Raw genomic sequence first — 25,162 nt, forward strand, 5'->3', positions numbered from 1 at the left:
TCGATAGGTGCCCCAGGCGCTTCTACCGCCGGTACAGCGGCTCCCCCGGCAGCTGCGCGCTCGCCGGGAGTACCGCGAGGTCCAGCCCCCGGTCCAGCCGCACCCGCAGCACCGGGTCCCCGGCCACCGCCCGGCCGACCCGCTGCGCGGCCTCCTGCAGCCCCGCCTGGTCCAGCGCCGGGTCGAACACCACCGCGAGCACCCCGTCCGAGTCCTCCGACGGCGCCAGCAGTCCGCTGACCACCTGCGGCTCGGCCGCCAGCAGCGCCCGGACCGCCTCGCGCACCTCCGGGTCCGTCACCGGCGGCAGGTACGGACGGTTCTCCGCCAGCGCCCGCAGCCGGGCGCCGGCCAGCAGGAAGGGCACCGGCCCGGCCGGGTCGATCAGCAGGGTGTCGGCACGCTCGGAGAAGGCGACCATCGCGGCCTGCGGGGCCGCCGTCGGTGCCGGGCGGGCGTCGGCCCGCCAGCGGGTGAGCGTCTCCAGTGACGTGAAGGCCGGCAGCGCGCGGCGCCCGTCCGGGGCCTCCAGCACCGGGACGGCCATGTCGCTGCTCTTGTCGTGCTTGTGTCCGTGCTCGTCCACCTCGACCTCGCCGAGGAGGGCGACGATCGGGACCATCAGCCGGGCCGGGGCCAGTGCCGCCAGCACCTCGGGCTCGGCCGTACGGTCCTGCGACCAGCGGGCGAGGGCCGCGGCCAGTGCCGGGTCCGCCGTGCCGTCGTCGTCGGAGAAGCCGGGATTCGGGATGCTCTTGCCGACGAACGCCGGGTTGGAGAAGTCTTTGCGGTCCACCCGGCCGACCCTATGCCACCGCGGACCACCGCCCGCATTTCCCCGCACGCGCCCCCTACCCGCCGGTAGCGCCCTGTGGCACCCTGCGCGCATGGTCATCCTCGATGCACCCGTCCCCGTCTCCGACCGCCACCGTTACGACCGGGCCACCGCCCACCTGGACGGGCCGGTGGCCGTCGTGGACCTCGCCGCCTTCGACGCCAACGCCGCCGACCTGGTGCGCCGGGCCGGTGGGAAGCCGATCCGGGTGGCCAGCAAGTCGCTGCGCTGCCGGGCGCTGCTGGACCGGGCGCTGGCCGTGGACGGCTTCCTCGGGGTGATGAGCTTCACCCTGGGCGAGTCGCTCTGGCTGGCCCGTACCGGCGTGCGCGACGTCCTGCTCGCCTACCCCTCCACCGACCGGGACGGCTACGCCGAGCTGACCGCCGATCCGGAGCTGGCCGCCGGGATCACCGTCGTCCTGGACGACCCGGCCCAGCTGGACCTGATCGACAAGGCGCGCTCCGGCGACGCCGAGGTGCGGGTCTGCCTGGAGCTGGACACCGCGCTGCACCTGCTCGGCGGGCGGGTCCGGGTGGGCGCCCGGCGCTCGCCGCTGCGCACCCCGGAGGAGCTGGAAGCCTTCGCCGAACTCGTCCGGCGCCGCCCGGGCTTCCGGGTGGTCGGCCTGATGGCGTACGAGGGGCACATCGCCGGGGTGGGAGACCGGGTGCCGGGGCGGCCGGTGCGCTCGCAGCTGATCCGGCTGATGCAGGGCCGGGCCCGGGCCGAGCTGGCCGAGCGGCGCGCGGCGGCGGTCCGGCGACTGCGCCAGGTGGCCGAGCTGGAGTTCGTCAACGGCGGCGGCACCGGCAGCGTGGAGTCCACCGTGGCCGAGCAGGCCGTCACCGAGGTCGCGGCCGGCTCCGGGCTGTACCAGCCGCAGCTGTTCGACAACTACCGCGTGTTCCGGGGCCGTCCGGCCGCCCTGTTCGGCCAGCCAGTGGTGCGCCGCCCCGGGGTCGGGGTGGTGACGGTGCTCGGCGGCGGCTACCCGGCCTCCGGCGCGGCCGGACCGGACCGCTCGCCGGTGCCGTACCTGCCGCCGGGGCTGCGCTACGACCCGATGGAGGGCGCCGGCGAGGTGCAGACCCCGCTGCTCGGCTCGGCCGCGGACGACCTGCTGATCGGCGACCGGGTCTGGTTCCGGCACGCCAAGGCGGGCGAACTGTGCGAGCGCTTCGCGGAGTTGCACCTGATCGAGGGCGACCGGATCGTGCGCACCGTGCCGACCTACCGGGGTGAGGGGAAGGCCTTCCTCTGACGGGCCGCCGGTCGGTGGCCTACCGTGGGGACGACACTGCGGCAGTGATGAGGGAGCGGCATGGAAGCCGAGATCGCGGAGCTTGCGACGAGGGGCGCGACCGCACTGGTCGGCCTGATGGTCACCGAAGCCTGGACGCGGGTCAAGCCGCGCTTCGCCGCCCTGTTCGGGCGGGACCGGGAGGAGGAGGTGACGCAGGAGCTGGACGAGATCCAGGTCGAGATCGCCGAGGACCCGGAGGGCGTCGACGGCCAGGTCCCGCAGTGGCAGCGACGGCTGCGCCTGGCGCTGCGAAACAACCCGGAGGCGGTCGCCGAACTCCAGGCCATCCTCAACGAGTTCAGCCCCAGACTGCCCCAGCAGGAGACCGGCTCGACGTACATCCACAACGAGATCAAGGACGGGACGTACAACGAGTCCGTGATCCAGTCGGGCTTCATCCAGAACATGCAGCGCTGACCTTTTCCGAGCCTTAAGCGGGCCCGATGGAACACCTAACCCAGGTGCCCCATCGGGCCTTTGCGCTGCTCCGATGCCTACAGTCCGTCAATAAGCGTGCCACGCAAGGCTATTGCCATCTGGTCCAGACCAATCCTACGCTCTGGCCGGGGCCCGCGATCCGGGCCGGGCGGCCCCGAACGGGCAGGCGTGTCCGCTCTCCCCCACACCCGCCCGGAACGACGGTCAAGGAGTCCCCACCCCATGTCCATCAAGCGAAGTGCCCTGTCCGTCGGCGTGGTCGGCGCCGCGGTGCTCGCGGTGGCCGCGACCACCGCCGGTACCGCCAGCGCCCACGGCACGATGACCAACCCCGTCAGCCGAATCGCCGCCTGCTACGCCGAGGGCCCGGAGCACCCGGTGTCGCAGGTCTGCAAGGACCTCGTCGCGGCGAGCGGCACCCAGCCGCTGTACGACTGGAACGAGGTCAACATCGCCAACGCCGCCGGGAACCACCAGGCGCTGATCCCGGACGGCAGGCTCTGCTCGGCCAACCGCGACAAGTACGCGGCGCTGGACTGGCCGCGCACCGACTGGCCGACCACCCCGGTCAGCGCGGGCAACTTCACCTTCCAGTTCCGCACCACCGCGCCGCACGTCGGCACCCAGACCATCTACATCACCAAGCCGGGCTACGACCCGACCAAGCCGCTGAAGTGGTCGGACCTCGACCCGACCCCGGTGGCCCAGGTGCAGGTCGACCGCACCGCCGTCAACGGGTACTACACCTACTCGGGCACCCTGCCGCAGCGCACCGGCCGCCAGCTGCTGTACATGATCTGGCAGCGCAGCGACAGCCCCGAGGCGTTCTACAGCTGCTCCGACGTCGACTTCGGCACGCCCACCGCCGCGGGCACCCCGGCCGTCTCCTCGCTCGCCGCCCCGGCCGCGCCCAGCGACGCGCAGATCGCCGCCGATGCCCCCAGGTCCACGGTCGCCCACCACGGCCACGGCGGGGACCCGAACGCCCCCGCCGGCCAGCCGATCCCGACCACCTCCGCGGCCGTGGCCGGTACCTCGGCCACCGGTCCGCTGCTGCTGGCCGGTGCCGCCGCGCTCGGCGTCGGCTGGGCGGGCATGGTGCTCCGGCGCCGTCGCGTCGAGGCTGTTCGACGCGACTCCTGACGCCGGACGCGGGGCCGGGCCGGCCCACCCCCGTCCGGTCCGGTTCCGCGGCTCCGTCGAGGAGCCGGGGTGAACGGCGGCGGCCCACCCGGGAGGGATTCCTCCCGGGTGGGCCGCCGCAGTGTGAGGAGCGGGGGGCTCAGGTGGTCTCGGTGCCTGAGCCGTCGGGGCTGCCCGAGCCGTCGGTGCCACCAGAGCCACCAGAACTGCCCGAGCCGCCGGAGCCGCCGGAGCCGCCGCCCGGCATCCCCGGCACTCCCGGGAGGCCGGGGAAGGACGGGAGCTTGCCCTTGAAATCGGCGATGCCCTTGACGATGGTGTCCATCACGGCGACGTCCGGCGCCTTGTCGGCGATGTCGAAGCCGAAGTGCACCGCGACCAGCACCTTGCCGTCGGTGGACGGGAAGACCACGGTCTGCACGTAGCCGCTGTTGCCCTTGGCCGCGTCCACCTTCCAGCGGACCAGGTAGCCGTCCTGTCCGTTGACCTTCACGGCCTCGGACTTGAGCTCCTGGTGCCCGGTGGTGTCCCCGTACGACTCCTTGGCGGCCTTCTCAACGTCCGCCTTGGCCGCCGCCCGGACGTCGGTGCCGCCGCCGTCGATCCGGCCGGTGGTCACCCCGCCGAGGGTGCACTGGCTGTTGCCGTCCGCGCAGGTGTACGAGCCGGTGGTGATCTCGGCGTAGCCGTCCGGGGTCTGGTCGGCCTGCCAGCCGGAGGGGACCGGCAGGGTGAGCTTGTTCACCAGGTCGACCGCCTTCCCGGCGCCCGGCTTGGACTTCCCGCTGCCGCCGCCGTTTCCACCGCCACCGCTGCCACCGCTGCCGCCACCGAAGCCCGGGACTCCGCCGAACGGCCCCGCGTTGCCGTTCGGCGCCGGCAGCTGCCGGGCGCTGCGCTGGGTGCGGTCCTTGTCGTGGCCGTCCATCGCGAGATAGGTGATCCCCGAGCCGGCGCCCAGCCCGAGCAGGGCCGCGACGGCGGTCGCCACCACCAGCTTGGAGGGCTTGCGCCAGGCCTTGCGCGGCGGCTTGGCGGGCTCACCGTAGGAGCCGTAGGCGGCGCCGAAGGGCGGCGGCTCCGGGTAGCGGACCGTCTGGCCGCTGTCCAGGACCTCGCCCTCCAGCACCGTGGGCTGCTCCGCCGCTCCCGGCCCCGGAGCCGCGGCGGCCGGACGCTCCGGCTGCGGGGCGTCCGAGGGTGCGGGCCGGGTGTCGGCCGTCCAGCCCTGCCCGTCCCACCAGCGCTGCGGCCTCGGGTGGCTGGTGATGTCCTTCGGATCCGGGTACCACCCGGCTGGAATCTGCTCGCTCACACCACAGAATCTAAAGGCAGCCGGATAAACGCGAAATCAGCACAGCCGCCAATTGCCGCAGTTTTCGATGAAATTACAGTGAGAAGCCGCCGACGGCCCACCGATGGCCTAGCGCGGGGTGACGTACGCCCCGGAGATGCCGCCGTCCACCAGGAACTCGCTCGCGGTGATGAACGAGGAGTCGTCGCTGGCCAGGAAGGCCACCGCGGCGGCGATCTCCTCGGCCCGGGCGAAGCGGCCGAGCGGGATGTGCACCAGCCGGCGGGCCGCGCGCTCCGGGTCCTCGGCGAACAGCTCGCGCAGCAGCGGGGTGTCCACCGGCCCGGGCGACAGCGCGTTCACCCGGATGCCCTCCCGGGCGAACTGCACGCCCAGCTCGCGGGACATCGCCAGCACCCCGCCCTTGGAGGCGGTGTACGAGATCTGCGAGGTGGCCGCGCCCATCCGGGCCACGAAGCTGGCGGTGTTGATGACCGAGCCCCGCCCGTGCCGGCGCATGTACGGCAGCGCGGCCTTGCAGCACAGGTAGACCGAGGTCAGGTTGACCTCCTGGACCCTGCGCCAGGCGTCCAGGCCGGTGGTCAGGATGGAGTCGTCCTCGGGCGGCGAGATGCCCGCGTTGTTGAAGGCGACGTCCACGCTGCCGTAGGTCTCGTACGCCTCGTCGAACAGCGCCTCGACCATGTACGGGTCGGTGACGTCGGTGTGCACGAACAGCCCGCCGACCTCCTTGGCGGCCGCCCGGCCGGTCTCCTCGTCCAGGTCCGCGCAGACCACCTTGGCGCCCTCGGAGGCGAGCCGACGCGCGGCGGCCAGACCGATCCCGCTGCCCGCCCCGGTGACCACGGCGGTGCGGCCGACCAGGCGGCGGCAGACGATGTCGTTGTCGCGCATCGGGCTCCTACTCCTCGCTGTGAATGAAGACGTTCTTGGTCTCGGTGAAGTGGCGCAGCGCGTCCGGCCTCAGCTCGCGGCCCACCCCGGACTCGCCGAAGCCGCCGAAGGGCCTCCAGTTCGGGGATGTGCGCCTCGACCCGGTCGGCGAACCGGCGCAGCAGCCTGGCGCGTTCGCCGGGCGCCGGCGCCGCCCAGCCCGCCTGGGCCTTCACCGCCCGCTGGACGGCCGCGTCCAGCTGCTCGGCGGTGGTGTCCGGGACGGTGGCGAGCACCTCACCGGTTGGCGGGGTTGCGGACGGTGCTGCTGGTCGGCCCGGTGCCGCCGGTCGGCTCGGTCACGACTCACATCCGTTCGAAGGATCGGTAGCGCTCCCAGTCGGTGACGGCCCCGTCGTAGGCGGCCTGCTCGACCCGGGCCATGTTCAGGTAGTGCTCGACCACGTCGTCGCCGAAGGCCGACCGGGCCAGCTCGCTCTCCGCCCACAACTCGGCCGCCTCACGCAGCGATCCGGGCACCCGGGCGTACTCCTCCACCGCATAGGCGTTGCCCAGGCAGGGCGCGGGCAGGTCGAGCTTGTGCTGCAGGCCGTACAGACCGGCGGCGATCATGCCGGCCACCGCGAGGTACGGGTTGACGTCGCCGCCGGGCACCCGGTTCTCCATCCGCAGCCCCGGGCCGTGGCCGACCACCCGGTAGGCGCAGGTGCGGTTGTCCCGGCCCCAGGCGACGGCGGTCGGGGCGAAGGAGCCGGGGCGGTAGCGCTTGTAGGAGTTGATGTTCGGCGCGTACAGCAGGCTGAACTCGCGCAGTGCGAGGAGCTGTCCGGCCAGGAAGTGCCGCATGGTGTCGGTCATCCGGCCGTCGCGGTCGGCGAAGGCGGGGGCGCCCACCGCGTCGCGCAGCGACAGGTGGATGTGGCAGCTGTTGCCCTCGCGCTCGTCGTACTTGGCCATGAAGGTGAGCGCGCAGCCCTGTTGGGCGGCGATCTCCTTGGCGCCGGTCTTGTAGACGCTGTGCTGGTCGCAGGTGGCGAGGGCGTCGGTGTAGCGGAAGGCGATCTCGTGCTGGCCGAGGTTGCACTCGCCCTTCGCGGACTCGACGGTCAGCCCGGCGCCCGCCATCTCGTTGCGGATCCGGGACAGCAGCGGCTCGATCCGGGCGGTGCCCAGCATCGAGTAGTCCACGTTGTACAGGTTCGCCGGGGTCAGGCCGCGGTAGCCGCCGAGCCAGGCCTGCTCGTAGGTGTCGCGGAACACCAGGAACTCCAGCTCGGTGCCGATGTCGGCGGCCAGGCCGTACTCGGCGAGCCGGGCGATCTGGCGGCGCAGCAGCTGGCGCGGGGCGGCGTCCACCGGGTGGCCGCCGTGCCGGGCCAGGTCGGCGGTGACCTGGGCGGTGCCGGGCTGCCACGGGGTCAGCCGCAGGGTGCCGAGGTCGGGGCGCATCGCGAAGTCGCCGTAGCCGGTGGCCCAGGAGGAGAAGGCGTAGCCGTCCACGGTGTTCAGGTCCACGTCCACGGCCAGCAGGTAGTCGCAGGCCTCGGCGCCCTTCTCGGCTACCTCGTCGAGGAAGAACCGGGCGGCGAAGCGCTTGCCCTGCAGCCGGCCCTGCATGTCGGTGAACGAGAGCGCCACGGTGTGCACCTCGCCGGCGTCCACCAGGGTGCGCAGCTCGTCCAGGGTCAGCGGCGGCCGGGGCGGCGAGCCCGCGGCGGCGTTCTCGGGCATGGCGGAACCCTCCCCATCGATCACTCTTTGAATTCAAGCGGTCACAGCGAACCGTACGGCCTGCGGCTCGCGGGGCGGAAGAGGGCGGATGGGTGTGGCGCGCCGATATGCGTGCTTGGCGAGGGATCAGCCGGTGCGGGAGGAGAATGCGCGCCATGGATCGCAGGCCTTTGATCGGCGTCAGCACCTACCTGGTGGACGCGAGTTGGAGCGACTGGCGGGGCCGCCGGGTCGCCCTGGTGCCCGAGCGGTACACCGCGTACGTCCGGAACTCCGGCGGGACCGCCGTCCTCCTGCCGCCCGACGCCCCCGAACGCGCCCCCGAGGTGCTCGCCCGGCTGGACGGCCTGGTCATCGCCGGCGGGCCGGACATCGACCCGGCGTACTACGGCGAGCCGGCGCACCCGCTGACGGAGGTCGACTCGCCGGAGCGGGACGCCTGGGAGGTCGCGCTGCTGCGGGGCGCCCTGGCGGCCGGGATGCCGGTGCTCGGGATCTGCCGGGGGATGCAGGTGCTGAACGTGGTCTGCGGCGGGACGTTGGTGCAGCACCTGCCGGACGTACTCGACGTGGACATCCACGCGGGCACACCGGGGCACTACGGCGCACACCTGGTGCGCCCGGTGCCGGGGACGCTGCTCGGCGGGCTGCTGCCGGAGAGCGAGCTCTCGGTCCCGACCTTCCACCACCAGGCGGTGGACCGGCTGGGGACGGGCCTGCGGGTGAGCGCACTCGCGCCGGACGGGACGGTGGAGGCGGTGGAGGGACCGGGGTTCACGGTCGGGGTGCAGTGGCATCCGGAGCAGGGGGACGACCTGCGGGTGATGGCGGCCCTGGTACGGGCCGCCACCGCGGCGGCGTTCGACCCGGCGGCGCTCGACGCGGTGGCACTGGGCTGAGCTCGGGCGGGGCCTGCAACTGGCTCTGGGGACGGGGGGATTCGGGACGCGGCCTGTTGCCCCGCGCCCCTGCCGGGGCGCGGGGAACTTCACGTTCAGGCCTGAAGGGTCGAGACCGGGGACGGGAGGTGCTCGCGGGGGCGTGGTCCTGGGATGCCGTCCCACTTGGCGGCGGTGCAGGCGAGGGTCTCGTCCAGCCAGAGGGCGTAGAAGTCGTTGCCGGGAACCACTCGCGGGACGTCGCGAGATGGCGGTTCATCAACTCTTCGGCGGTCGGTTCGAGTTCGGAGAGCCAGCGGGGGGAGTCCGCGGTAGCGATCTTCACGGGCCGTGATCGCCACGGCCCGGCACATGGCCGCGCAAGCTCGCCCCACCCGTTCAAGTGACCGCAGATCGCAGCCCTGACCTGGGCACATACCGCCGGCAACCCGCCCACGGGCCGGGCCGACGCGAGGCATGTGAGCGGCAATCGAGTGCCGACTGAACGGCAACGACAACGGTCACCAGTACAGCCTTTGGATCTTTGTCGATTCTGCGGTTCACTTCGAGTGCGGGGCGATCGCACCGCGTCACCTCCACCCGTGCGTCCAGAGAGGACTTCGATGGCCGGGCACGAGCATTCCCACAATGATCATGCGCATGACCACCAGAACTCGCACGGACACGGCGGGCACGGGCACGGCGGCCACGGACACGGCGGCCATTCGCACGGCGTCTCAGCCGACGCCGACCGCCGCTGGCTGGTCAGCGCCCTCGCCCTGATCGTCGTCTTCATGGCCGGCGAGGTCGTGGTCGGCTTCGCCGCCCAGTCGCTGGCCCTGATCTCCGACGCGGCGCACATGCTCACCGACGCCGCCTCGATCGTGCTGGCCCTGGTCGCCATGCGACTCGCCGCTCGCCCGGCCCGCGGCGGCTACACCTACGGGCTCAAGCGCGCCGAGATCCTCTCCGCGCAGGCCAACGGCGTCACGCTGCTGGTGCTGTCGGCCTGGCTGGGTTACGAGGCGATCACCCGGCTGATCGAGCCGCCCGAGGTCACCGGCTCGCTGGTGCTGATCACCGCGCTGATCGGGATCGTGGTCAACCTGGCCGCCGCCTGGTGCATGTCGAAGGCCAACCGCAGCTCGCTGAACGTCGAGGGCGCCTTCCAACACGTCCTCACCGACCTGTACGCCTTCATCGCCACCGCCGTCGCCGGTGCGATCATGCTGACCACCGGCTTCGCCCGGGCCGACGCGATCGCCTCGCTGATCGTGGTCGCGCTGATGCTCAAGGCCGGCATCGGGCTGGTCCGCGACTCCGGACGGATCTTCCTGGAGGCCGCCCCCGCCGGGATCGACCCGGACACGGTGGCCGACCGACTGGTCGCCGAGCCGCTGGTCGAGGAGATCCACGACCTGCACATCTGGGAGATCACCTCCAACCAGCCGGCCCTGTCCGCCCACATCCTGGTCACCCCCGGCGGCGACTGCCACGCCGTCCGGCGCTCGCTGCAGCGCCGGCTGGCCGAGGAGTACGGCATCACCCACAGCACCCTCCAGGTCGACCACGTCGGCGAGGACGATGCGGGCGCGCTGCTCCAGATCGCCGCCCCGGGCGATTCGGCCGCCGAACACTGCGCCGACGCGCACGGCCCGGTGCACCGCGCCGGCCCGCACGAGCACTGAGACCGCTCTTCGTCGTCGCGGTGCGGCATGATCTGACACGTGACCGCACCGCGACTGATGCTGCTCGACTCCGCCAGCCTGTACTTCCGGGCCTACTTCGGCGTACCGGACACCCTGCGCTCCCCGCAGGGTGAGCCGGTCAACGCCGTCCGCGGCCTGCTGGACTTCATCGCCCGGCTGGTCCACGATCACCGCCCCGACGAACTCGTCGCCTGCATGGACGCCGACTGGCGCCCCCAGTGGCGGGTGGACCTCGTTCCCTCCTACAAGACCCACCGGGTCGCCGAAGCCGCCGAGGACGGCGAGGAGGAGGTGCCCGACACGCTGGCCCCGCAGGTCCCGGTGATCGAGCAGGTGCTCGATGCCCTCGGCATCGCCCGGGTCGGCTCCCCCGGCTACGAGGCCGACGACGTGATCGGCACCCTCACCGCCCGCGCCAAGGGCCCGGTGCAGATCGTCACCGGCGACCGCGACCTGTTCCAGCTGGTCGACGACGCCCGGCGGATCACCGTCCTCTACCCGGTCAAGGGCATGGGCAACCTGCAGGTCACCGACGACGCGCTGCTGCTGGAGAAGTACGGCGTGCGCGGCGCCCAGTACGCCGACATGGCCGCCCTGCGCGGCGACCCGTCCGACGGCCTGCCCGGCGTCAAGGGCATCGGCGAGAAGACCGCCGCCCAGCTGATCAACGAGTACGGCGACCTCGCGGCCATCCGCGCCGCGGCGCTGGACGTGGGTTCCAAGCTCACCCCGGCCCGCCGCCGCAACATCGTCGAGGGCGCACCCTACCTCGACGTCGCCCCCACCGTCGTCCGGGTGGCCCAGGACGCCCCGCTGCCCGACTTCGACCCGGCCCTCCCCCAGGAGCCGCTCGACCCGATGACCCTCGAACACCTCTCCACCCGCTGGGGCCTCGGCACCTCCCTCGACCGCGTCCTGGAGGCCCTGACCGCCCGCTGAGCCCACCCCACAGGGGCCCGTCGCACCGCGCGGCGGGCCCCTGGCGTTCCCGGAGCCCGTTTTGCTTTGCCATCCCGTGAACTCTTGGCCCCTATCTACTTTGCACTACAAAGTTGGTCGCGGCCGGGAGGGCCGAGTCGACTTCCTGCGCAGCGCCGTCGCCGCTTCGGCAGGAGCCGACGCGGCGACGGAAGCACCGGCGGGGGTGGGGGCCAACGCAAGGAGGCCGCCAGAGCCGTGGGCTCTGGCGGCCTCCGCCGAGAGGTGCGGATCAACCCACCGAGGAGTAGGCGATGATGCCGCGGCGCAGGCCGTCGACGGCCTTGCGGGCGGTCTTGCGGAGTTCGGCGTCCTCGCCGGCCGCGTCCTGGATCTGGCCGAGGACGTCGATCAGCTGCTTGGTCCAGCGGACGAAGTCGCCGGCCGGCATGTCTGCGTCGCGCAGGACCTGGTCGAGGCTGTGGCCGAGCGCCCAGCGGTAGGCGGCCCAGGCGAAGCCGAGGTCGGGCTCGCGCTGGCCGACGCCCTCGGCGGTGTTGATCCGGTGCTGCTCCTCCAGGGCGTCCAGGTGGCCCCAGATCCGGACCATCTTGCCGAGCGCCTCCTTGGCCGCGCCCTCCGGCACCCGGGGGGCGCCGGCGTCGTCGGACTGGCGCGCCTCGTACACCAACGCCGAGGCGCAGGCGGCGAGTTCGGCGGCAGCCAGGCCGCTCCAGACGCCCTCGCGGATGCACTCGGAGGCGAGCAGGTCGAGTTCGCCGTAGAGCCGGCCGAGCCGCTTGCCGTCGTCGGTGACGGTGTCGCCCCGCAGGTAGCCGAGGTCGGTGAGCAGCCCGCAGACCCGGTCGAAGGTGCGGGCGATGGTGTGGGTGCGGGAGCGCATCCGGCGTTCCAGCAGTTCGGTGTCGCGGTGCAGCCGGTGGTAGCGCTCGGCCCAGCGGGCGTGGTCCTCGCGGTCGGAGCAGCCGTGGCAGGGATGCTGGCGCAGTTCGGTGCGCAGCCGGGTGATCTCCGGGTCGTCGGCGGCGGCCGCGCGGCCGCGCCGGAACCGCTCGGGCTCCAGGTGGCCGGCCTTGGTGCGCAGCGCGGAGGCGAGGTCGCGCCGGGACTGCGGGCTGCGCGGGTTGAAGGACTTGGGGATGCGCAGGCGTTCTATCGCGGCGACCGGGTGCGGGAAGTCGATCATCGCGAGCCGCTTGACCTGCCGTTCGGCGGTGAGCACCACCGGGCGCGGGCCGTCCTGGAAGTCGGGGTGGCGCGTGCCGCCCCGGCCGGAGCGGCTGACCGGCGGCAGACCCGGGTCGAGGACCAGCGCGAGGCCGGCGAACTTGCCGGTGGGCACGTGGATGACGTCGCCCGGCTTGAGCTGCTCGATGGACTCGATGGCGGCCGCGCGGCGCTGGCTGGTGCCCTCGCGGGCCAGCTCGTTCTCGCGGTCCTTGAGTCGGCGGCGCAGCTCCATGTACTCGTCGAAGTCGCCGAGGTGGCAGGTCATCGACTCGCGGTAGCCCTCCAGGCCCTCCTCGTTGCGCTGCACCTGGCGGGCGATGCCGACCACCGAGCGGTCGGCCTGGAACTGGGCGAAGGAGGTCTCCAGCAGTTCGCGGGAGCGGTGCCGGCCGAACTGGGAGACCAGGTTGACGGCCATGTTGTAGCTCGGCCGGAACGAGGACTTGAGCGGGTAGGTGCGGGTGCCCGCCAGACCGGCCAGCGCCTCGGGGTCGAGGCCGCGCTGCCAGAGCACCACGGCGTGGCCCTCGACGTCGATGCCGCGCCGCCCGGCCCGGCCGGTGAGCTGGGTGTACTCGCCGGGGGTGACGTCGGCGTGGGTCTCGCCGTTCCACTTGACCAGCTTCTCCATGACCACCGAGCGGGCGGGCATGTTGATGCCGAGCGCCAGGGTCTCGGTCGCGAAGACGGCCTTGACCAGGCCCTTCACGAAGAGCTCCTCGACGACCTCCTTGAACCGGGGCAGCATCCCGGCGTGGTGGGCGGCGATGCCGCGCTCCAGCCCGTCCAGCCACTCGAAGTAGCCGAGGACGTGCAGGTCCTCGTCGGGGATGTCGGCGCAGCGCTCCTCGACGACGGCGCGGACCTGGGCGCGCTCGGAGTCCTTGTTGAGCCGCAGCCCGGAGCTGAGGCACTGCTGGACGGCGGCCTCGCAGCCGGCCCGGCTGAAGATGAAGGTGATCGCGGGCAGCAGGCCCTCGGCGTCGAGCCGGTCGATGACGTCGACCCGGCCCGGGGTCCAGACCCGGCCGGGACGGCCGTTGGGCATCGAGCGGCCCCGGCCGCGGCCGAAGCGGTCGCGGGGGTTGCGGTCCAGTTCGGAGCGGGCGAGCCGGACCAGCTCGGGGTTGACGGCCTTGCCGGGGTTCTTCAGGTTGTTCTTGGGGCGGCCGTCCCGGTCCGGGTTGGCGAACAGGTCGTACATCCGGTTGCCGGCCATCACGTGCTGCCACAGCGGCACCGGGCGGGTCTCGGAGACGATCACCTTGGTGCCGCCGCGGACGGTGTCCAGCCAGTCGCCGAACTCCTCCGCGTTGGAGACGGTCGCGGAGAGCGAGACGAGGGTGACCGACTCGGGGAGGTGGATGATGACCTCCTCCCAGACGGCGCCGCGGAAGCGGTCGGCGAGGTAGTGCACCTCGTCCATGACGACGTAGCCGAGGCCGTCGAGGGTGCTGGAGCCCGCGTAGAGCATGTTGCGCAGCACCTCGGTGGTCATGACCACCACGGGGGCGTCGCCGTTGACGCTGTTGTCGCCGGTGAGCAGGCCGACCTTGGCGGCGCCGTAGCGCTTGACCAGGTCGCCGTACTTCTGGTTGGACAGCGCCTTGATCGGCGTGGTGTAGAAGCACTTTCGGCCCGACTGGAGGGCCAGGTGCACGGCGAACTCGCCGACGATGGTCTTCCCGGAGCCGGTGGGAGCGGCGACCAGGACGCCCGACCCGGCCTCCAGCGTCTCGCAGGCCTCCAGCTGGAAGTCGTCCAGCGGGAAGTCGTACAGCTGCTGGAAGCCGTACAGGGCGGTGGCCTGCTCCTTGGCCCGGCGACGGCTGGCCGCGTACGCCTCGGCGGGGCTGAGCTCCTGGACTTCCTGGGGCTCTGGGTCGGGGGTGTTCATCGCCGTCCGGGTGTGGTTGGTGTGATCTCGCATCTCAGCGAGAGGTTACCCGGGAGGAGTGACATCGATAGCACCGTTTTCCGCGCCAGGAGATCACTCCTCTCTCAGATCCATAGTTGCAAATGTCTTCAAGTGATCGGGATGTAGCCAGGTTCGAACGTCTCCGGTCATTCCCGGTGGAGTCCGGCGTTTGCTCCCTACCTTCGTCGTCACAGCCACCAACTCACGGGAGGACAGCCACGATGGCGAACCTGGAGACGTCCCTCAAAGAGGCCATGGGGATCGACGGCGCGATCGGCGTCGCCCTGGTCGACTACGGCAGCGGCATGGCCCTCGGCAGCCTCGGCGACGGCGGCGAGCTGGACCTCAACGTCGCCGCGGCCGGGAACACCGACGTGGTCCGCGCCAAGATGCGGGCGATGGAGATGCTCAACCTCCACGACAACGAGATCGAGGACATCCTGATCACGCTGACCCACCAGTACCACATGGTCCGGCCGATCACGACGCCCAGCGGCCGCGGCCTGTTCCTCTTCCTGGCGCTCAACCGCAACCGCTCCAACCTCGCGATGGCCCGCCACCAGCTCAAGCGGATCGAACTCTCGCTGGAGATCTGAGCCCACCGACACCAGGGAAGGGGGGCCTCGTGACGGTAGCGCTGTACCAGGCCAAGGCCGAGTTCTTCCGGATGCTCGGCCATCCCGTCCGGATCCGGGTGCTGGAGCTGCTCCAGGACGGACCGACGCCCGTCCGTGGCCTGCTCGCCGAGCTGGAGGTCGAGCCCTCCAGCCTGTCGCAGCAACTCGCGGTGCTGCGCCGGTCGGGCATCGTCACCGCCACCCGGGAGGGCAGCACGGTGGTCTACGCGCTGGCCGGCGGCGACGTCGCCGACCTGCTGCGAGCAGCCCGGCGGATCCTCACCGGGCTGCTCGCCGACCGGAACATGCTGCTCGCCGAGCTGCGGGCGGCCGGCGACCAGCCGTTCCCCGAGGCGGTCGGCGGTTCCGCGCAGCGACCGGCCACTCCTCGAAGTGTCCCTTGAGCTACTCCTTGAGCAGCTCCGCCAGCGCGTCCGCGAGCCGCTCGTACTCCGCCGCCCGGTTGTACAACTGGGCGCTGACCCGCAGCACCCCGCCGTCGGGCCCCGGCCGGACGGCGACCCGGATGCCGTGCCGCCGCCACAACTCGGCCAGCAGCGCCCGGACCTCCGTCTCGGTGCCGAACCGGCCGTCCGGCAGCCGCACGGCGCGCATCCACACCTCGGGCGACGCGGGCAGCGGCCGCAGGCCCGCCCGCTCGACCAGCACCCGCCGGCCGTAGGAGGCGAGGGCCGCGTTGTGCGCGGCCACCGCCTCCCAGCCGAGCCCGCGCAGCAGCTCGAAGCCGGCCGGGGCGGCCAGCCAGGGCGTGTAGTCGCACGTGCCGCGCCACTCGACGTTGGCCGGGAAGCCCCGGTGGTGCTCCCAGGACAGCGCCAGCGGGCGGACCCGGGCCGTCCACTCCGGGCGGACGGCGAGCACGCCGGTGGCGCGCGGGGCGAACGCCCACTTGTGCAGGTTGCCGAACCAGAAGTCGGCGTTCGGGTCGACCGGGGCGGGCAGCATGCCGGGGGCGTGGGCGCCGTCCACCACGGTGGTCACCCCGCGCTCGCGCAGCTCGGCGAGGAGCTTCGGGGCGGCCACCGTACGGGCGGTGAGCGAGGTGATCCGGTCCAGGACGGCCACCGTGGTGCGGCCGTCCACGGCGGCGAGCACCGCCTCCCGTACGGCCTCCTCGTCCGGGGCGTCCAGCGGGACCTCGGCCACCACCAGCTCGGCGCCGGTCTCGGCGGCCTTGCGGGCGACGGCCTGGTTGACCGCGCCGTAGCCGTGGTCGGTGACCAGGATCCGGTCGCCGGGGGCGAACGGGATGCTGTCCAGGGCGATCGCGACCGCCTCGGTGACGTTGGTGACCAGCGCCAGCCGCGCCGGGTCGGTGGCCAGCTCGGCGGCGATCCGCACCCGGGCCCCGGCGATCCGGTCCGGCAGGTCGGCGAAGAAGCCGTCCGGATCGAGCTCGTGCTCGGCCCGCAGCCGCTCCTGCACCCGCTGCACCGGGACGGGCACGGCGCCGTACGAGCCGTGGTTCAGGTGCGCGTCCCCCGGCGAGACGCTGAACAGGCCCTCAGTGACGAGCAGCGGGGCCGGGGGCTCGGCGGTGCTCAGGTCGTCGATCACGGTGGTCCTCCCCTGGCGTGATGTGTGACATTTCACATGACAGACTACTGGTCGGGTGACCATCGCACGACCACCATCGGGCCGTGACCATCACCGACGCCTTCCTCTCCCTCAGCGCCCGTACCGGTCGGTTCACCTACGGCGCCCCACGCGCGTACACCCTCGCCGAGGACGGTACCCGGCTGCTGCTGCTCCGCTCGACCGGTTCCGAGGATCCGCTCGACCGCCTCCAACTGCTCGACCTCACCACCGGCGAGGAGCGCCTGGTCGCCGACCCGGCCGTGCTCGCCCCGGGCCGTAGCGGTCGGCGCGACGAACTGCCCGCCGTCGAGCGGCGGTTGCGCGAGCGCACCCGGCTGGTCGCCGCCGGGATCGGCGGCTACGCGGCCACCGCCGACCTCGCCACCGCCGCCCTCACCCTGGACGGCCGACTGTTCCGCATCGACACCGCCACCGGCGCCGCCGTCGAACTCCCCACCGCCGGGCCCGCGTTCGACCCCCGCCCGCACCCCGAAGGCCGGCGGGTCGCCTACGTCGCCGACGACGCCCTGTACGTCACACCGGAGTCGAAGCCGATCTCCCCCGCCGACGGCGCCCGCTGGGGCGTCGCCGAATTCGCCGCCGCCGAGGAGCTCGGCCGCTCCCGGGGCCACTGGTGGCGCCCGGACGGCGGCGCACTGCTGGCCGCCCGGGTGGACGAATCCGCCCTCCCCCGCCGGCACTTCGCCGACCCCGCCCACCCGGGCGAGCCCGCCGAGGACTTCGCCTACCCGCAGGCCGGCGGGCCCAACGCCGACGTCCAGCTCTGGGTGCTCGGCCTGGACGGCAGCCGGGTCCGAATCCACTGGGACGCCGCCGCGTTCCCGTACCTCTGCGAGGCATCCTGGGCCTCGGACGGCGAGGTGCTGCTCACCGTCGCCGACCGCCTGCAGCAGCGGGTGCTGCTGCTCAGCGCCGACCCGGCCACCGGCGCGACATCCGAACTCTCCCGCACCACCGACGAGTTCTGGGTGGACGACCTGCCCGGCACCCCCGCCCGGCTGCCCGACGGCCGGCTGCTCACCGCCCACGACAGCCCGCAGGCCCGCGGCCTCGCCGTGGACGGCAAGCCGCTGGACAGCGCCGGACTGCAGATCCGCCGGGTGGTCGGGCAGTACGACGGCCGGCTGCTCTGCGAGACCGGCCAGGGCGACCCGGCCGACCAGCACCTCCACCTGGTCGACCCGGACGGCGGCCCGCCCGAACTCCTCAGCGCCGGACCGGGCGTGCACTCCGCGCTCGCCGCCGCCGACACCCTGCTGCTCACCACCGCCACCGCCGACGGCGTCCGGCGGGTGGTCCGGCGCGCGGGCCGCGAGCTGACACTCACCGACCGGAGCGCCGCCCTGCCGTACACCGTCCTCCCCCGGCTCGCCCGGGTCACCGAACGCGCCCTGCCCACCGCCGTGGTGTACCCGCGCGGGCACGTCCCCGGCCGTCGGCTGCCCGTCCTGCTGGACGTCTACGGCGGGCCCGGCTTCCAGGCCGTGGCCGCCGAGCCGCGCCGCTGGCAGCTCCGCCAGTGGTGGGCCGACCAGGGCTTCGCCGTGGTCACCACCGACAACCGGGGCACCCCCTTCGTCTCCCCCGACTTCACCCGGGCGATCTTCCGGCGCTTCTCCCAGGTCGCCCTGGACGACCAGGTCGACGCCCTGCACGCACTCGCCGCACACCACCCCGACCTCGACCTCGGCCGGGTCGGCGTGCGCGGCTGGTCGTACGGCGGCTACCTCGCCGCGCTCGCCGTACTGCGCCGCCCGGACGTCTTCCACGCCGCCTGCGCGGGCGCTCCGCCCACCGACTTCCGGCTGTACGACACCGCGTACACCGAGCGCTACCTCGGCCTGCCCCAGGACAACCCCGAGGGCTACGCCGACGACTGCCTGCTCACCGACGCCCCCGGCCTGACCAGGCCGCTCCTGCTGATCCACGGGCTGGCCGACGACAACGTCCACCCCGCGCACACCCTGCTGCTCTCCCAGGCGCTCACCCGCGCCGGGCGCCCACACAGCGTGCTGCCGCTGCCGGGCGTCACCCACATGACCCCGGGCGGAACGAACGAGCAGCTCGCCATGGCCGAACTCGCCTTCCTGCGTGCGTCTTTGGGTTGATCCATTGAGTCCGGCCGGTCGGACTGGGACACTCCGCACGACCGCCGCCCGGCTCGGGCGGCTCGGGCGGCTCGGGCGGCTCGGGGAGACGGGGAGAACGCGGATGAGATTCGAGAGGCCGGGCCCGGTCGGCCGGCGGCAGTGGACCCCGCTGACGGCCACCAACGCAGGACTCGCCTTCGGGCTGGAGCTCGCCATGCTGGCGGCGCTCTGCTACTGGGGGTTCAAGACCGGCCCCAACCTGGCCACCCGGCTGCTGCTGGGCATCGGCGCCCCGGCGCTGGCAGCCACCGTCTGGGGCCTGTTCCTGGCCGCGGGCGGGCCGAAGTTCCGCCCGCCGCTCGGCGTGGATATCGCACTCAAGCTCCTGGTCCTGCTCACCGCCGCGCTCGCCCTGCACGCGACCGGGCGGACGACCCTCGCGGTGGTGTACGCCGTGCTCGTGGTGATCAGCGTCGCCGTGGAGTACAGCACGCGCTGACGGTCCGCCGGAAAGGGGCGCCGCACCAAAGGGTGCGGCGCGCGACTTCAACCGCGAGTACTACCAAAAGATGTTCTTCGACGACACGCCCGGCGCCGTATCGATGCGCAACTACTACCGCACCCAGTCCTCCGGCCGCTACGACATCGAGGGCAGCGTCAGCGACTGGGTCACCGTCCCGTACAACGAGGCCCGTTACGGCAGCAACAAGGGCCCCCAGGGCTCCGGCGCCTGGACCCAGGCCCAGGAGTTCGTCCGGGACGCCCTCAAGGCCCGGTACGACGGCGAGATCGCCAAGGGTCGCTCCGTCGCCGACATCAAGGCCCAGCTCGCCCAGTACGACGTCTACAACCGCTACGACCACACCAGGACCGGCGAGTTCAACCAGCCCGACGGCTACCTGGACAACGTGATCGTGGTGCACGCGGGCGTCGACGAGACCTGGGGCGGCGGCGCCCAGGGCGCCGACGCGCTGTGGGCGCACCGCAGTTGGGCCTTCCCGGACGCGACCGGGCAGACCGGCCCGGCGGGCGACAAGATCGGCGGCGCGCCGGTCGGCGACACCGGCTTCTACGTCTACGACTACGTCCAGGCGGGCGAGAACAGCGGTGTCGGCCTGTTCGCCCACGAGTACGGCCACAACCTCGGCCTGCCCGACCTGTACCCCACCAGCGGCGGCGACAACAGCGTCAACTTCTGGTCGCTGATGTCCTCCGGCTCCTACCTCGGCAAGGGCCCGAACACCACCGGCGGCTACCCCGGCGACCTCGACGCCTGGAGCAAGCTGCAGTTCGGCTGGCTCAACTACGACGAGGCGCAGGCCGCCACCCGCTCCACCCACGCCCTCGGGGTGAGCAGCTACAACACCGACCTGGCCCAGGCCGTCCTGGTCCACCTGCCGGACGGCACCACCAGCACCGACCTGACCGACCCGTACGAGGGCGGCAAACAGTGGTGGAGCGACACCGGCGACAACCTCGACAACTCCCTGTCCCGGGACGTCGATCTGCGCACCGCCGCCGGCCCGGCCGCCTGACCCGCACGTGAGAAGGCCCCGGATCCCCCCGACGAAAAGGGATCCGGGGCCGGTCCGTGGCGGGCCCGCCGGAAAGGGGCCGGTTTCCGTCCGCCCGCTACCGCACCCGGCGGGCGGTGAGCGCGGCGGTGAAGTGCAGGTTCATCGCGTACAGCGCGACGCCCCCGGCCAGGACCGACGCGGCTGCGGCGAACCGGCGGGAGAACAGTTCGCGTCACCCTCCGGAGGATTCTCCGGACGGTGACTGCTTAGTGCAACTTGCCTGATCAGAACGGACTGTGGCGTTCTCTACGACGGAAGTCCCGGTCACGTCCGGTACGCTAGGACTTCAACAGAACTTGAAGTCAAGGAGGGGCCGTGGGCGAGAACACCGGGGCGGGCGCATGAGTGAGCGAAGCGAGCGAATCATCAGAAGGCGCGTATGGGCGAATGCCCCTGCCGAGTGCAGCGAGGCGGGCGCATGAGTACCGCGCCGGTGGACCTGCTGAGCGTCGGCGAGGTGGCCCGGCGGGCCGGGATCGCCACCTCGGCGGTGCGCTTCTACGAGGACCAGGGGCTGATCTCCTCCGAGCGCTCGGCCGGGAACCAGCGCCGCTACCGGCGGCACGTGCTGCGCCGGATCTCGCTGATCCTGGTCGCCAAGCGGCTCGGCATCCCGCTCGCCGAGGTCGCCGAGGTCTTCACCGGCCTGCCTGAGGACCGGATGCCCGGCAAGCACGACTGGGAGCGGATCTCCCGGCGCTGGGCCGAGCAGCTGCGCGCCCGCCGGACGGAGCTGGAGCGGCTGGAGGGCGAGCTGACCGGCTGCATCGGCTGCGGCTGCGTGTCGCTGCGCCGCTGCCGGGTACTCAACCCGGGCGACGAACTCGCCACCGAGGGCCCCGGCCCGCGCCTGCTGCTGCCGAACGACGAGCACTAACCGGACGCCGAGCAGCTGCCAAGCAGCCGCCCAGCAGGCACCGAGTGGTGGAACCCGGTCGGACGCGGCCCTCGTAAGGTTCCCCGCCGCGCCCGACCGGGGGTCTGTGGCGGCCCTCAGGCCTCCGGGAAGTGGCAGGCCGCCTCGCGCAGCCCCGTTCCGACCACCCGCAGCAGCGGCCGCTCCGTCCGGCACACCTCCTGCGCCTTCGGGCAGCGCGGGTGGAAGCCGCACCCGGCCGGCGGGTTGGCCGGGCTCGGCGGGTCGCCGAGCAGCACGATCCGCTCCCGGGCCCGCTCGGCGGCCGGATCCGGCAGCGGTACGGCCGACAGCAGCGCCCGGGTGTACGGGTGCGCCGGGTTTCCGTACACCTCGGCCTTGTCGCCGATCTCGACGATCCGGCCCAGGTACATCACCGCGACCCGGTCGCAGACCCGCTTGACCACCGAGAGGTCGTGCGCGATGAACACGTACGCCAGGCCCAGCTCGCGCTGCAACTGCTCCATCAGGTTGACCACTTGGGCCTGGATGGAGACATCCAGCGCGGACACCGGCTCGTCGGCGATCACCAGCTTCGGCGAGGTGGCCAGCGAGCGGGCGATGCCGATGCGCTGCGCCTGGCCGCCGGAGAACTCGTGCGGGTAGCGGTCCAGGTGCTCGGGGATCAGCCCGACCAGCTCGATCAGCTCGGCCGCCCGCTTGCGCGCCTCGGCCGCGCCCGCGCCCTGGACCAGGAGCGGTTCGGAGATGATCCGGGCCACCGTCTGGCGGGGGTTGAGCGAGGAGTACGGGTCCTGGAAGACCATCTGCAAGTGCCGCCGGTGCGGCCGCAGTTGGGCCTGGGAGAGGCCGCCGATCCCGATGCCGTCGAGGGTAACGGTGCCCGAGGTCGGGTCGAGCAGCCGGACGATCATCCGCCCGGTGGTGGACTTTCCGCAGCCGGACTCGCCGACCAGGCCGAGCGTCTCGCCCGCGCCGAGGTCGAAGCTGACCCCGTCCACGGCCCGGATCGGCGCCCCGGCCCGCCCGGAGCGGCCGCGCCGCCCGGGGAAGGTCTTCACCAGGTCCCTTACGGACAGCAGTGGTTGGTCGTTCACAACGGTCACAGCACTCCCTCCGGCACCAGCGGCAGGTGGCAGGCGGCCTGGTGGCCGGGGGCGAGCGGGCCGAGCACCGGGCGCTCGGCCAGGCAGCGGGCGTGCTCCTCGGCGGACGCGGCGGTGGTGCGGGCGCAGCGCGGGGCGAAGGAGCAGCCGGGGGCGGGGACGATCAGTGACGGCGGACTGCCGGGGATGGCCCGCAGCGGGGCGTCGTCGGTGTCGTCCAGGCGCGGCAGCGAGTCCAGCAGGCCGCGGGTGTACGGGTGCGCGGGCTGCGCGAACAGCCGTTCCACCGGGGCTTGTTCGGCCGCACGGCCGCCGTACATGACGAGCACCTCGTGGGCGACCCGGGCGACCACGCCGAGGTCGTGGGTGATCATCACGACGCCGAGGCCGCGTTCCTGCTGGATCCGGGCGATCAGGTCGAGGATCTGCGCCTGGACGGTGACGTCCAGGGCGGTGGTGGGCTCGTCGGCGATCAGCAGCTCGGGTTCGCAGGCGAGCGCCATGGCGATCATGACGCGCTGGCGCATGCCGCCGGAGAACTGGTGCGGGTACTCGTCGACCCGGCGGGCCGGCTCCGGGATGCCGACCTCGGCCAGCATCTCGACGGCCCTGGCCCGTCCGGCCTTTCGGCCCGCCTTGAAGTGCACCCGGTAGTGCTCGGCGATCTGCTCGCCGACGGTGTAGAAGGGGTGCAGGCTGGACAGCGGGTCCTGGAAGATCATCGCGATCCGCCGGCCCCGGACGGCGCCCAACTCCCGCTCCCCCAGCCCGTTCAGCTCCTGCCCGCCGAGCCGGATCGAGCCGGTGACGGCGGCGCCGCGGTGCAGGCCCATGACGGCGAGCGAGGTGACGGACTTGCCGCTGCCCGACTCGCCGACCAGGCCGAGGGTGCGCCCGGCCTCGACGCTGAAGGAGATGCCGTCGACGGCCCGGACGGTGCCGCGCGGGGTGTCGAAGCGGACCCCGAGGTCCTCGACTTCCAGGAGAGTCATCAGTACCTCACTCTCGGGTCGACGTACGCGTAGAGCAGGTCGACCAGCAGGTTCGCGGCGACGATGAAGGCGGCCGCGAGCAGGGTGACGCCGAGGATGACGGGCTGGTCGGAGCGGACCAGCGCGTCGTAGAAGAGCCGTCCCACCCCGGGCAGTCCGAAGATCGACTCGGTGATGACGGCCCCGGCCAGCAGCCCGCCGAGGTCCATCCCGAGGATGGTCAGGATCGGCGTCATCCCGGAGCGCAGCCCGTGCTTGACCGCGACGGTCGTGGCGGGCAGGCCCTTGGCCCGGGCGGTGCGGATGTACGGCTCGGCCATCGCCTCGATCATCGAGTTCCGGCTCTGCCGGGCGTACATGGCCGCGTACAGCAGGGCCAGGGCGATCCACGGCAGCAGCAGGTTGGAGGCCCACTCGACGGGGTTCTCGGTGAACGCGTGGTAGGCCGGGTAGGGCAGCAGCCCGGCCGTCCTGACGACGCCCCAGATCAGCATGATCGAGGTGAAGTAGACCGGCAGCGAGGCGGCGCCGACCGAGAGCACCATCAGCGCCTTGTCGGTCACCCCGCCCTTGCGCAGCGCCGAGGTGACACCCGCGCCCAGGCCGAGGACCAGCCAGAGCACGGCCGCGCCGACGGCCAGCGAGACGGAGACCGGCAGCCGGTCGGTGAGCAGGTTCCACACCGGCAGCGAGTACTCGTAGGAGTAGCCGAGGCAGGGGAAGCCGCAGTGGGTGGCGCTGGGACCGCTGCCGTAGTCGCGCCCGGCGAAGATGCCGGTCACGTACGTGACGAACTGCTCCCAGACCGGCTTGTCGAGCCCCATCGCGACCTTGACCTCGGCGATCCGCTCGGGACTGCAGGTCTTGCCGCAGGCGGCCACCGCCGGGTCGGAGGGCAACAGGTAGAAGATGGTGAAGGTGATCGCGCAGATCGCCAGCAGGATGCCGAGCGCGCCGAGCAGCCGGCGGCCGAGGTAGAGGATCACGACCGGCCTCCCCGCGGGTCGAGGATGTCGCGCAGCGCGTCGCCGAGCAGGGTGAAGGCGAGCACGGCCAGGAACAGGAAGGCCGTCGGGATCAGGAAGTACGTCGGGTCGGTCTCGTAGAAGCTGATGCTCTCGGCGATCATCTGGCCCCAGGAGGGGGTCGGCGGGCGCACGCCCACCCCGAGGTAGCTGAGCGCGGCCTCGGTGGCGATCATGCCGGGGACCAGCAGCGTGGTGTAGGCGATGATCGGGCCGGAGACATTGGGCAGGATCTCGCGGGTGAGGATGCGCCAGGAGCGGGCACCGCCGACCTTGGCGGCCTCGACGTACTCGCGGTGCTTGAGCGAGAGGGTCTGCCCCCGCACCACCCGGGCGATGCCGGGCCAGGTGAACATCCCGATCACCAGGGTGATCAGCAGGACCCGGTTGACGTCCTTGGCCACCGACATCATCGAGATCATGAAGATCAGCGAGGGGAAGGACATGGTGAGGTCCATCAGCCGGGACAGCACGGTGTCGGTCCGCCCGCCGAAGTAGCCGGCCGCGATGCCGACCAGGGTGCCGGTCACCACGACCACGGCGGTGGCGGTGAAGGCGATCAGCAGTGAGACCTGCCCGCCGTGCAGCACCCGGGCGAACAGGTCGCGCCCGGTGGCGGGTTCGACGCCCAGCCAGTGCCGGGTGCCGATCCCGCCGAAGTCCCCGATCGGCTGTCCGCCCAGGTACGGGTCCACGGCGCGTTTGTCGAACTCGTCGGGGCCCCAGCCGCCGAGCGCGCTCAGCGGCCCGGCCAGGGCGACGAGCAGGACCAGCAGGGCGACGACAACCAGGCCGAAGCGGGCCGACCCCTTGGCCCAGAGCTGGTCCCAGACCAGCCGCCAGGGCCCGCGGCCGGAACGTTTCGCCGGGCCCGCCCCGACCGTGTCGGCCGTGGCCGTTTCGATGGTGGTACTCATCGGAC

At 72.6% G+C, this 25,162-nt stretch carries 22 protein-coding genes and 3 pseudogenes; 12 read left to right on the forward strand and 13 right to left on the reverse strand.

Translation table 11 applies throughout. The features are described from left to right. Nucleotides 1-22 precede the first annotated feature (22 nt). The gene (locus tag ACIRYZ_RS20175) at nucleotides 23-796 is read right to left on the reverse strand and encodes an SseB family protein (RefSeq protein ID WP_402945934.1); all 774 of its coding nucleotides are present in this window, start codon (nucleotides 794-796) and stop codon (nucleotides 23-25) included. Nucleotides 797-887: 91 nt separating this feature from the next. Between ACIRYZ_RS20175 and ACIRYZ_RS20180 the strand changes: the two genes are divergently transcribed. From ACIRYZ_RS20180 to ACIRYZ_RS20190, 3 genes are all read left to right on the forward strand, one after another. Further along, on the forward strand, nucleotides 888-2,099 hold the full coding sequence (locus ACIRYZ_RS20180) for an alanine racemase (protein WP_402945936.1): 1,212 nt from the start codon (nucleotides 888-890) through the stop codon (nucleotides 2,097-2,099). Between the two features lie 60 nt (nucleotides 2,100-2,159). Next, a complete protein-coding gene (locus ACIRYZ_RS20185; protein WP_402945938.1) occupies nucleotides 2,160-2,558 on the forward strand; it encodes a hypothetical protein in 399 nt (132 codons plus the stop codon). Nucleotides 2,559-2,801: 243 nt separating this feature from the next. Then, entirely contained in the window at nucleotides 2,802-3,722 is a 921-nt protein-coding gene (locus tag ACIRYZ_RS20190) for a lytic polysaccharide monooxygenase (RefSeq protein WP_402945940.1), read from the forward strand. 139 nt (nucleotides 3,723-3,861) lie between these two features. Here ACIRYZ_RS20190 and ACIRYZ_RS20195 read toward each other — a convergent pair whose 3' ends face one another. From ACIRYZ_RS20195 to ACIRYZ_RS20215, 5 genes and pseudogenes are all read right to left on the reverse strand, one after another. After that, on the reverse strand, nucleotides 3,862-5,037 hold the full coding sequence (locus ACIRYZ_RS20195; protein ID WP_402945942.1) for a DUF2510 domain-containing protein: 1,176 nt from the start codon (nucleotides 5,035-5,037) through the stop codon (nucleotides 3,862-3,864). Nucleotides 5,038-5,145: 108 nt separating this feature from the next. Then, nucleotides 5,146-5,931 (reverse strand): 3-oxoacyl-ACP reductase, encoded by a 786-nt coding sequence (locus ACIRYZ_RS20200; RefSeq protein ID WP_402945944.1) that lies wholly within the window; start codon nucleotides 5,929-5,931, stop codon nucleotides 5,146-5,148. 7 nt (nucleotides 5,932-5,938) lie between these two features. After that, a pseudogene (locus ACIRYZ_RS20205) lies at nucleotides 5,939-6,049 on the reverse strand (aldehyde dehydrogenase family protein); the annotation flags it as partial. A gap of 40 nt (nucleotides 6,050-6,089) precedes the next feature. Then, nucleotides 6,090-6,206: pseudogene (locus ACIRYZ_RS20210) on the reverse strand (aldehyde dehydrogenase family protein); the annotation flags it as partial. A gap of 70 nt (nucleotides 6,207-6,276) precedes the next feature. Further along, entirely contained in the window at nucleotides 6,277-7,662 is a 1,386-nt protein-coding gene (locus ACIRYZ_RS20215) for a glutamine synthetase family protein (RefSeq protein ID WP_402945946.1), read from the reverse strand. A gap of 155 nt (nucleotides 7,663-7,817) precedes the next feature. Between ACIRYZ_RS20215 and ACIRYZ_RS20220 the strand changes: the two genes are divergently transcribed. Beyond that, complete coding sequence (locus tag ACIRYZ_RS20220) at nucleotides 7,818-8,561, forward strand: gamma-glutamyl-gamma-aminobutyrate hydrolase family protein (RefSeq protein ID WP_393032025.1); 744 nt, start codon at nucleotides 7,818-7,820, stop codon at nucleotides 8,559-8,561. A 95-nt stretch (nucleotides 8,562-8,656) separates the two neighbouring features. On the opposite strand, the gene ACIRYZ_RS20225 is transcribed toward ACIRYZ_RS20220, so the two are convergent. Next, complete coding sequence (locus ACIRYZ_RS20225; RefSeq protein ID WP_402945948.1) at nucleotides 8,657-8,791, reverse strand: hypothetical protein; 135 nt, start codon at nucleotides 8,789-8,791, stop codon at nucleotides 8,657-8,659. A 372-nt stretch (nucleotides 8,792-9,163) separates the two neighbouring features. On the opposite strand from ACIRYZ_RS20225, the gene ACIRYZ_RS20230 reads away from it, so the two are divergent. Both ACIRYZ_RS20230 and ACIRYZ_RS20235 read left to right on the forward strand, forming a co-directional pair. Then, complete coding sequence (locus tag ACIRYZ_RS20230) at nucleotides 9,164-10,228, forward strand: cation diffusion facilitator family transporter (protein ID WP_402945950.1); 1,065 nt, start codon at nucleotides 9,164-9,166, stop codon at nucleotides 10,226-10,228. A 57-nt stretch (nucleotides 10,229-10,285) separates the two neighbouring features. Next, nucleotides 10,286-11,188 (forward strand): 5'-3' exonuclease H3TH domain-containing protein, encoded by a 903-nt coding sequence (locus ACIRYZ_RS20235; protein ID WP_402946084.1) that lies wholly within the window; start codon nucleotides 10,286-10,288, stop codon nucleotides 11,186-11,188. A 271-nt stretch (nucleotides 11,189-11,459) separates the two neighbouring features. Here the strand turns inward: ACIRYZ_RS20235 and ACIRYZ_RS20240 are convergent, their stop codons facing one another. After that, nucleotides 11,460-14,315 (reverse strand): DEAD/DEAH box helicase, encoded by a 2,856-nt coding sequence (locus ACIRYZ_RS20240; protein ID WP_402946086.1) that lies wholly within the window; start codon nucleotides 14,313-14,315, stop codon nucleotides 11,460-11,462. A gap of 242 nt (nucleotides 14,316-14,557) precedes the next feature. Here ACIRYZ_RS20240 and ACIRYZ_RS20245 point away from each other — a divergent pair, with 242 nt between their 5' ends. Together ACIRYZ_RS20245 and ACIRYZ_RS20250 are read left to right on the forward strand one after the other, a co-directional pair. Then, nucleotides 14,558-14,932: a hypothetical protein gene (locus ACIRYZ_RS20245; RefSeq protein WP_393030886.1), complete on the forward strand. Its 375-nt coding sequence runs from the start codon at nucleotides 14,558-14,560 to the stop codon at nucleotides 14,930-14,932. 29 nt (nucleotides 14,933-14,961) lie between these two features. Continuing rightward, complete coding sequence (locus ACIRYZ_RS20250; protein ID WP_393030883.1) at nucleotides 14,962-15,357, forward strand: ArsR/SmtB family transcription factor; 396 nt, start codon at nucleotides 14,962-14,964, stop codon at nucleotides 15,355-15,357. A 1-nt stretch (nucleotide 15,358) separates the two neighbouring features. Here the strand turns inward: ACIRYZ_RS20250 and ACIRYZ_RS20255 are convergent, their stop codons facing one another. Beyond that, nucleotides 15,359-16,531 carry an aminotransferase class V-fold PLP-dependent enzyme gene (locus ACIRYZ_RS20255; protein ID WP_402945952.1) on the reverse strand — a complete coding sequence of 391 codons (1,173 nt, stop codon included), beginning with the start codon at nucleotides 16,529-16,531 and terminating at the stop codon, nucleotides 15,359-15,361. 83 nt (nucleotides 16,532-16,614) lie between these two features. On the opposite strand from ACIRYZ_RS20255, the gene ACIRYZ_RS20260 reads away from it, so the two are divergent. The 4 genes and pseudogenes from ACIRYZ_RS20260 to soxR all read left to right on the forward strand — a co-directional run bounded on the left by ACIRYZ_RS20260 (nucleotide 16,615) and on the right by soxR (nucleotide 21,117). Beyond that, the gene (locus ACIRYZ_RS20260) at nucleotides 16,615-18,681 is read left to right on the forward strand and encodes a prolyl oligopeptidase family serine peptidase (protein WP_402945954.1); all 2,067 of its coding nucleotides are present in this window, start codon (nucleotides 16,615-16,617) and stop codon (nucleotides 18,679-18,681) included. A gap of 103 nt (nucleotides 18,682-18,784) precedes the next feature. Continuing rightward, a complete protein-coding gene (locus ACIRYZ_RS20265) occupies nucleotides 18,785-19,162 on the forward strand; it encodes a YrdB family protein (RefSeq protein ID WP_402945956.1) in 378 nt (125 codons plus the stop codon). Nucleotides 19,163-19,214: 52 nt separating this feature from the next. Continuing rightward, nucleotides 19,215-20,198 (forward strand): annotated as a pseudogene (locus ACIRYZ_RS20270) (immune inhibitor A domain-containing protein); the annotation flags it as partial. A 460-nt stretch (nucleotides 20,199-20,658) separates the two neighbouring features. Further along, complete coding sequence (gene soxR, locus ACIRYZ_RS20275) at nucleotides 20,659-21,117, forward strand: redox-sensitive transcriptional activator SoxR (RefSeq protein WP_393030868.1); 459 nt, start codon at nucleotides 20,659-20,661, stop codon at nucleotides 21,115-21,117. Nucleotides 21,118-21,233: 116 nt separating this feature from the next. Here the strand turns inward: soxR and ACIRYZ_RS20280 are convergent, their stop codons facing one another. From ACIRYZ_RS20280 to ACIRYZ_RS20295, 4 genes are read right to left on the reverse strand one after another with little or no spacing between them, the layout of a single operon-like run. Then, nucleotides 21,234-22,256, reverse strand: coding sequence for an ABC transporter ATP-binding protein (locus ACIRYZ_RS20280; RefSeq protein ID WP_402946088.1), 1,023 nt, complete (start codon nucleotides 22,254-22,256; stop codon nucleotides 21,234-21,236). Further along, the gene (locus ACIRYZ_RS20285; protein WP_402945958.1) at nucleotides 22,220-23,215 is read right to left on the reverse strand and encodes an ABC transporter ATP-binding protein; all 996 of its coding nucleotides are present in this window, start codon (nucleotides 23,213-23,215) and stop codon (nucleotides 22,220-22,222) included. Before ACIRYZ_RS20285 ends, ACIRYZ_RS20280 begins: the two co-directional genes overlap by 37 nt. Next, a complete protein-coding gene (locus ACIRYZ_RS20290) occupies nucleotides 23,215-24,201 on the reverse strand; it encodes an ABC transporter permease (RefSeq protein ID WP_402945960.1) in 987 nt (328 codons plus the stop codon). Before ACIRYZ_RS20290 ends, ACIRYZ_RS20285 begins: the two co-directional genes overlap by 1 nt. Beyond that, nucleotides 24,198-25,157: an ABC transporter permease gene (locus tag ACIRYZ_RS20295; RefSeq protein WP_387622801.1), complete on the reverse strand. Its 960-nt coding sequence runs from the start codon at nucleotides 25,155-25,157 to the stop codon at nucleotides 24,198-24,200. Before ACIRYZ_RS20295 ends, ACIRYZ_RS20290 begins: the two co-directional genes overlap by 4 nt. Between the last annotated feature and the right edge of the window lie 5 nt (nucleotides 25,158-25,162).

Source organism: Kitasatospora sp. NPDC101155 (assembly GCF_044768305.1).
Taxonomy (GTDB): domain Bacteria; phylum Actinomycetota; class Actinomycetes; order Streptomycetales; family Streptomycetaceae; genus Kitasatospora.

What these genes read in the sequence shown, in the direction of transcription:
- ACIRYZ_RS20180 (WP_402945936.1), top strand. Translation starts at nt 888, where the DNA reads ATGGTCATCCTCGATGCACCCGTCCCCGTCTCCGACCGCCACCGTTAC.
- ACIRYZ_RS20185 (WP_402945938.1), top strand. Translation starts at nt 2,160, where the DNA reads ATGGAAGCCGAGATCGCGGAGCTTGCGACGAGGGGCGCGACCGCACTG.
- ACIRYZ_RS20190 (WP_402945940.1), top strand. Translation starts at nt 2,802, where the DNA reads ATGTCCATCAAGCGAAGTGCCCTGTCCGTCGGCGTGGTCGGCGCCGCG.
- ACIRYZ_RS20200 (WP_402945944.1), bottom strand. Translation starts at nt 5,931, where the DNA reads ATGCGCGACAACGACATCGTCTGCCGCCGCCTGGTCGGCCGCACCGCC.
- ACIRYZ_RS20215 (WP_402945946.1), bottom strand. Translation starts at nt 7,662, where the DNA reads ATGCCCGAGAACGCCGCCGCGGGCTCGCCGCCCCGGCCGCCGCTGACC.
- ACIRYZ_RS20220 (WP_393032025.1), top strand. Translation starts at nt 7,818, where the DNA reads ATGGATCGCAGGCCTTTGATCGGCGTCAGCACCTACCTGGTGGACGCG.
- ACIRYZ_RS20230 (WP_402945950.1), top strand. Translation starts at nt 9,164, where the DNA reads ATGGCCGGGCACGAGCATTCCCACAATGATCATGCGCATGACCACCAG.
- ACIRYZ_RS20235 (WP_402946084.1), top strand. Translation starts at nt 10,286, where the DNA reads ATGCTGCTCGACTCCGCCAGCCTGTACTTCCGGGCCTACTTCGGCGTA.
- ACIRYZ_RS20240 (WP_402946086.1), bottom strand. Translation starts at nt 14,315, where the DNA reads ATGAACACCCCCGACCCAGAGCCCCAGGAAGTCCAGGAGCTCAGCCCC.
- ACIRYZ_RS20245 (WP_393030886.1), top strand. Translation starts at nt 14,558, where the DNA reads ATGGCGAACCTGGAGACGTCCCTCAAAGAGGCCATGGGGATCGACGGC.
- ACIRYZ_RS20265 (WP_402945956.1), top strand. Translation starts at nt 18,785, where the DNA reads ATGAGATTCGAGAGGCCGGGCCCGGTCGGCCGGCGGCAGTGGACCCCG.
- soxR (WP_393030868.1), top strand. Translation starts at nt 20,659, where the DNA reads ATGAGTACCGCGCCGGTGGACCTGCTGAGCGTCGGCGAGGTGGCCCGG.
- ACIRYZ_RS20285 (WP_402945958.1), bottom strand. Translation starts at nt 23,215, where the DNA reads ATGACTCTCCTGGAAGTCGAGGACCTCGGGGTCCGCTTCGACACCCCG.
- ACIRYZ_RS20295 (WP_387622801.1), bottom strand. Translation starts at nt 25,157, where the DNA reads ATGAGTACCACCATCGAAACGGCCACGGCCGACACGGTCGGGGCGGGC.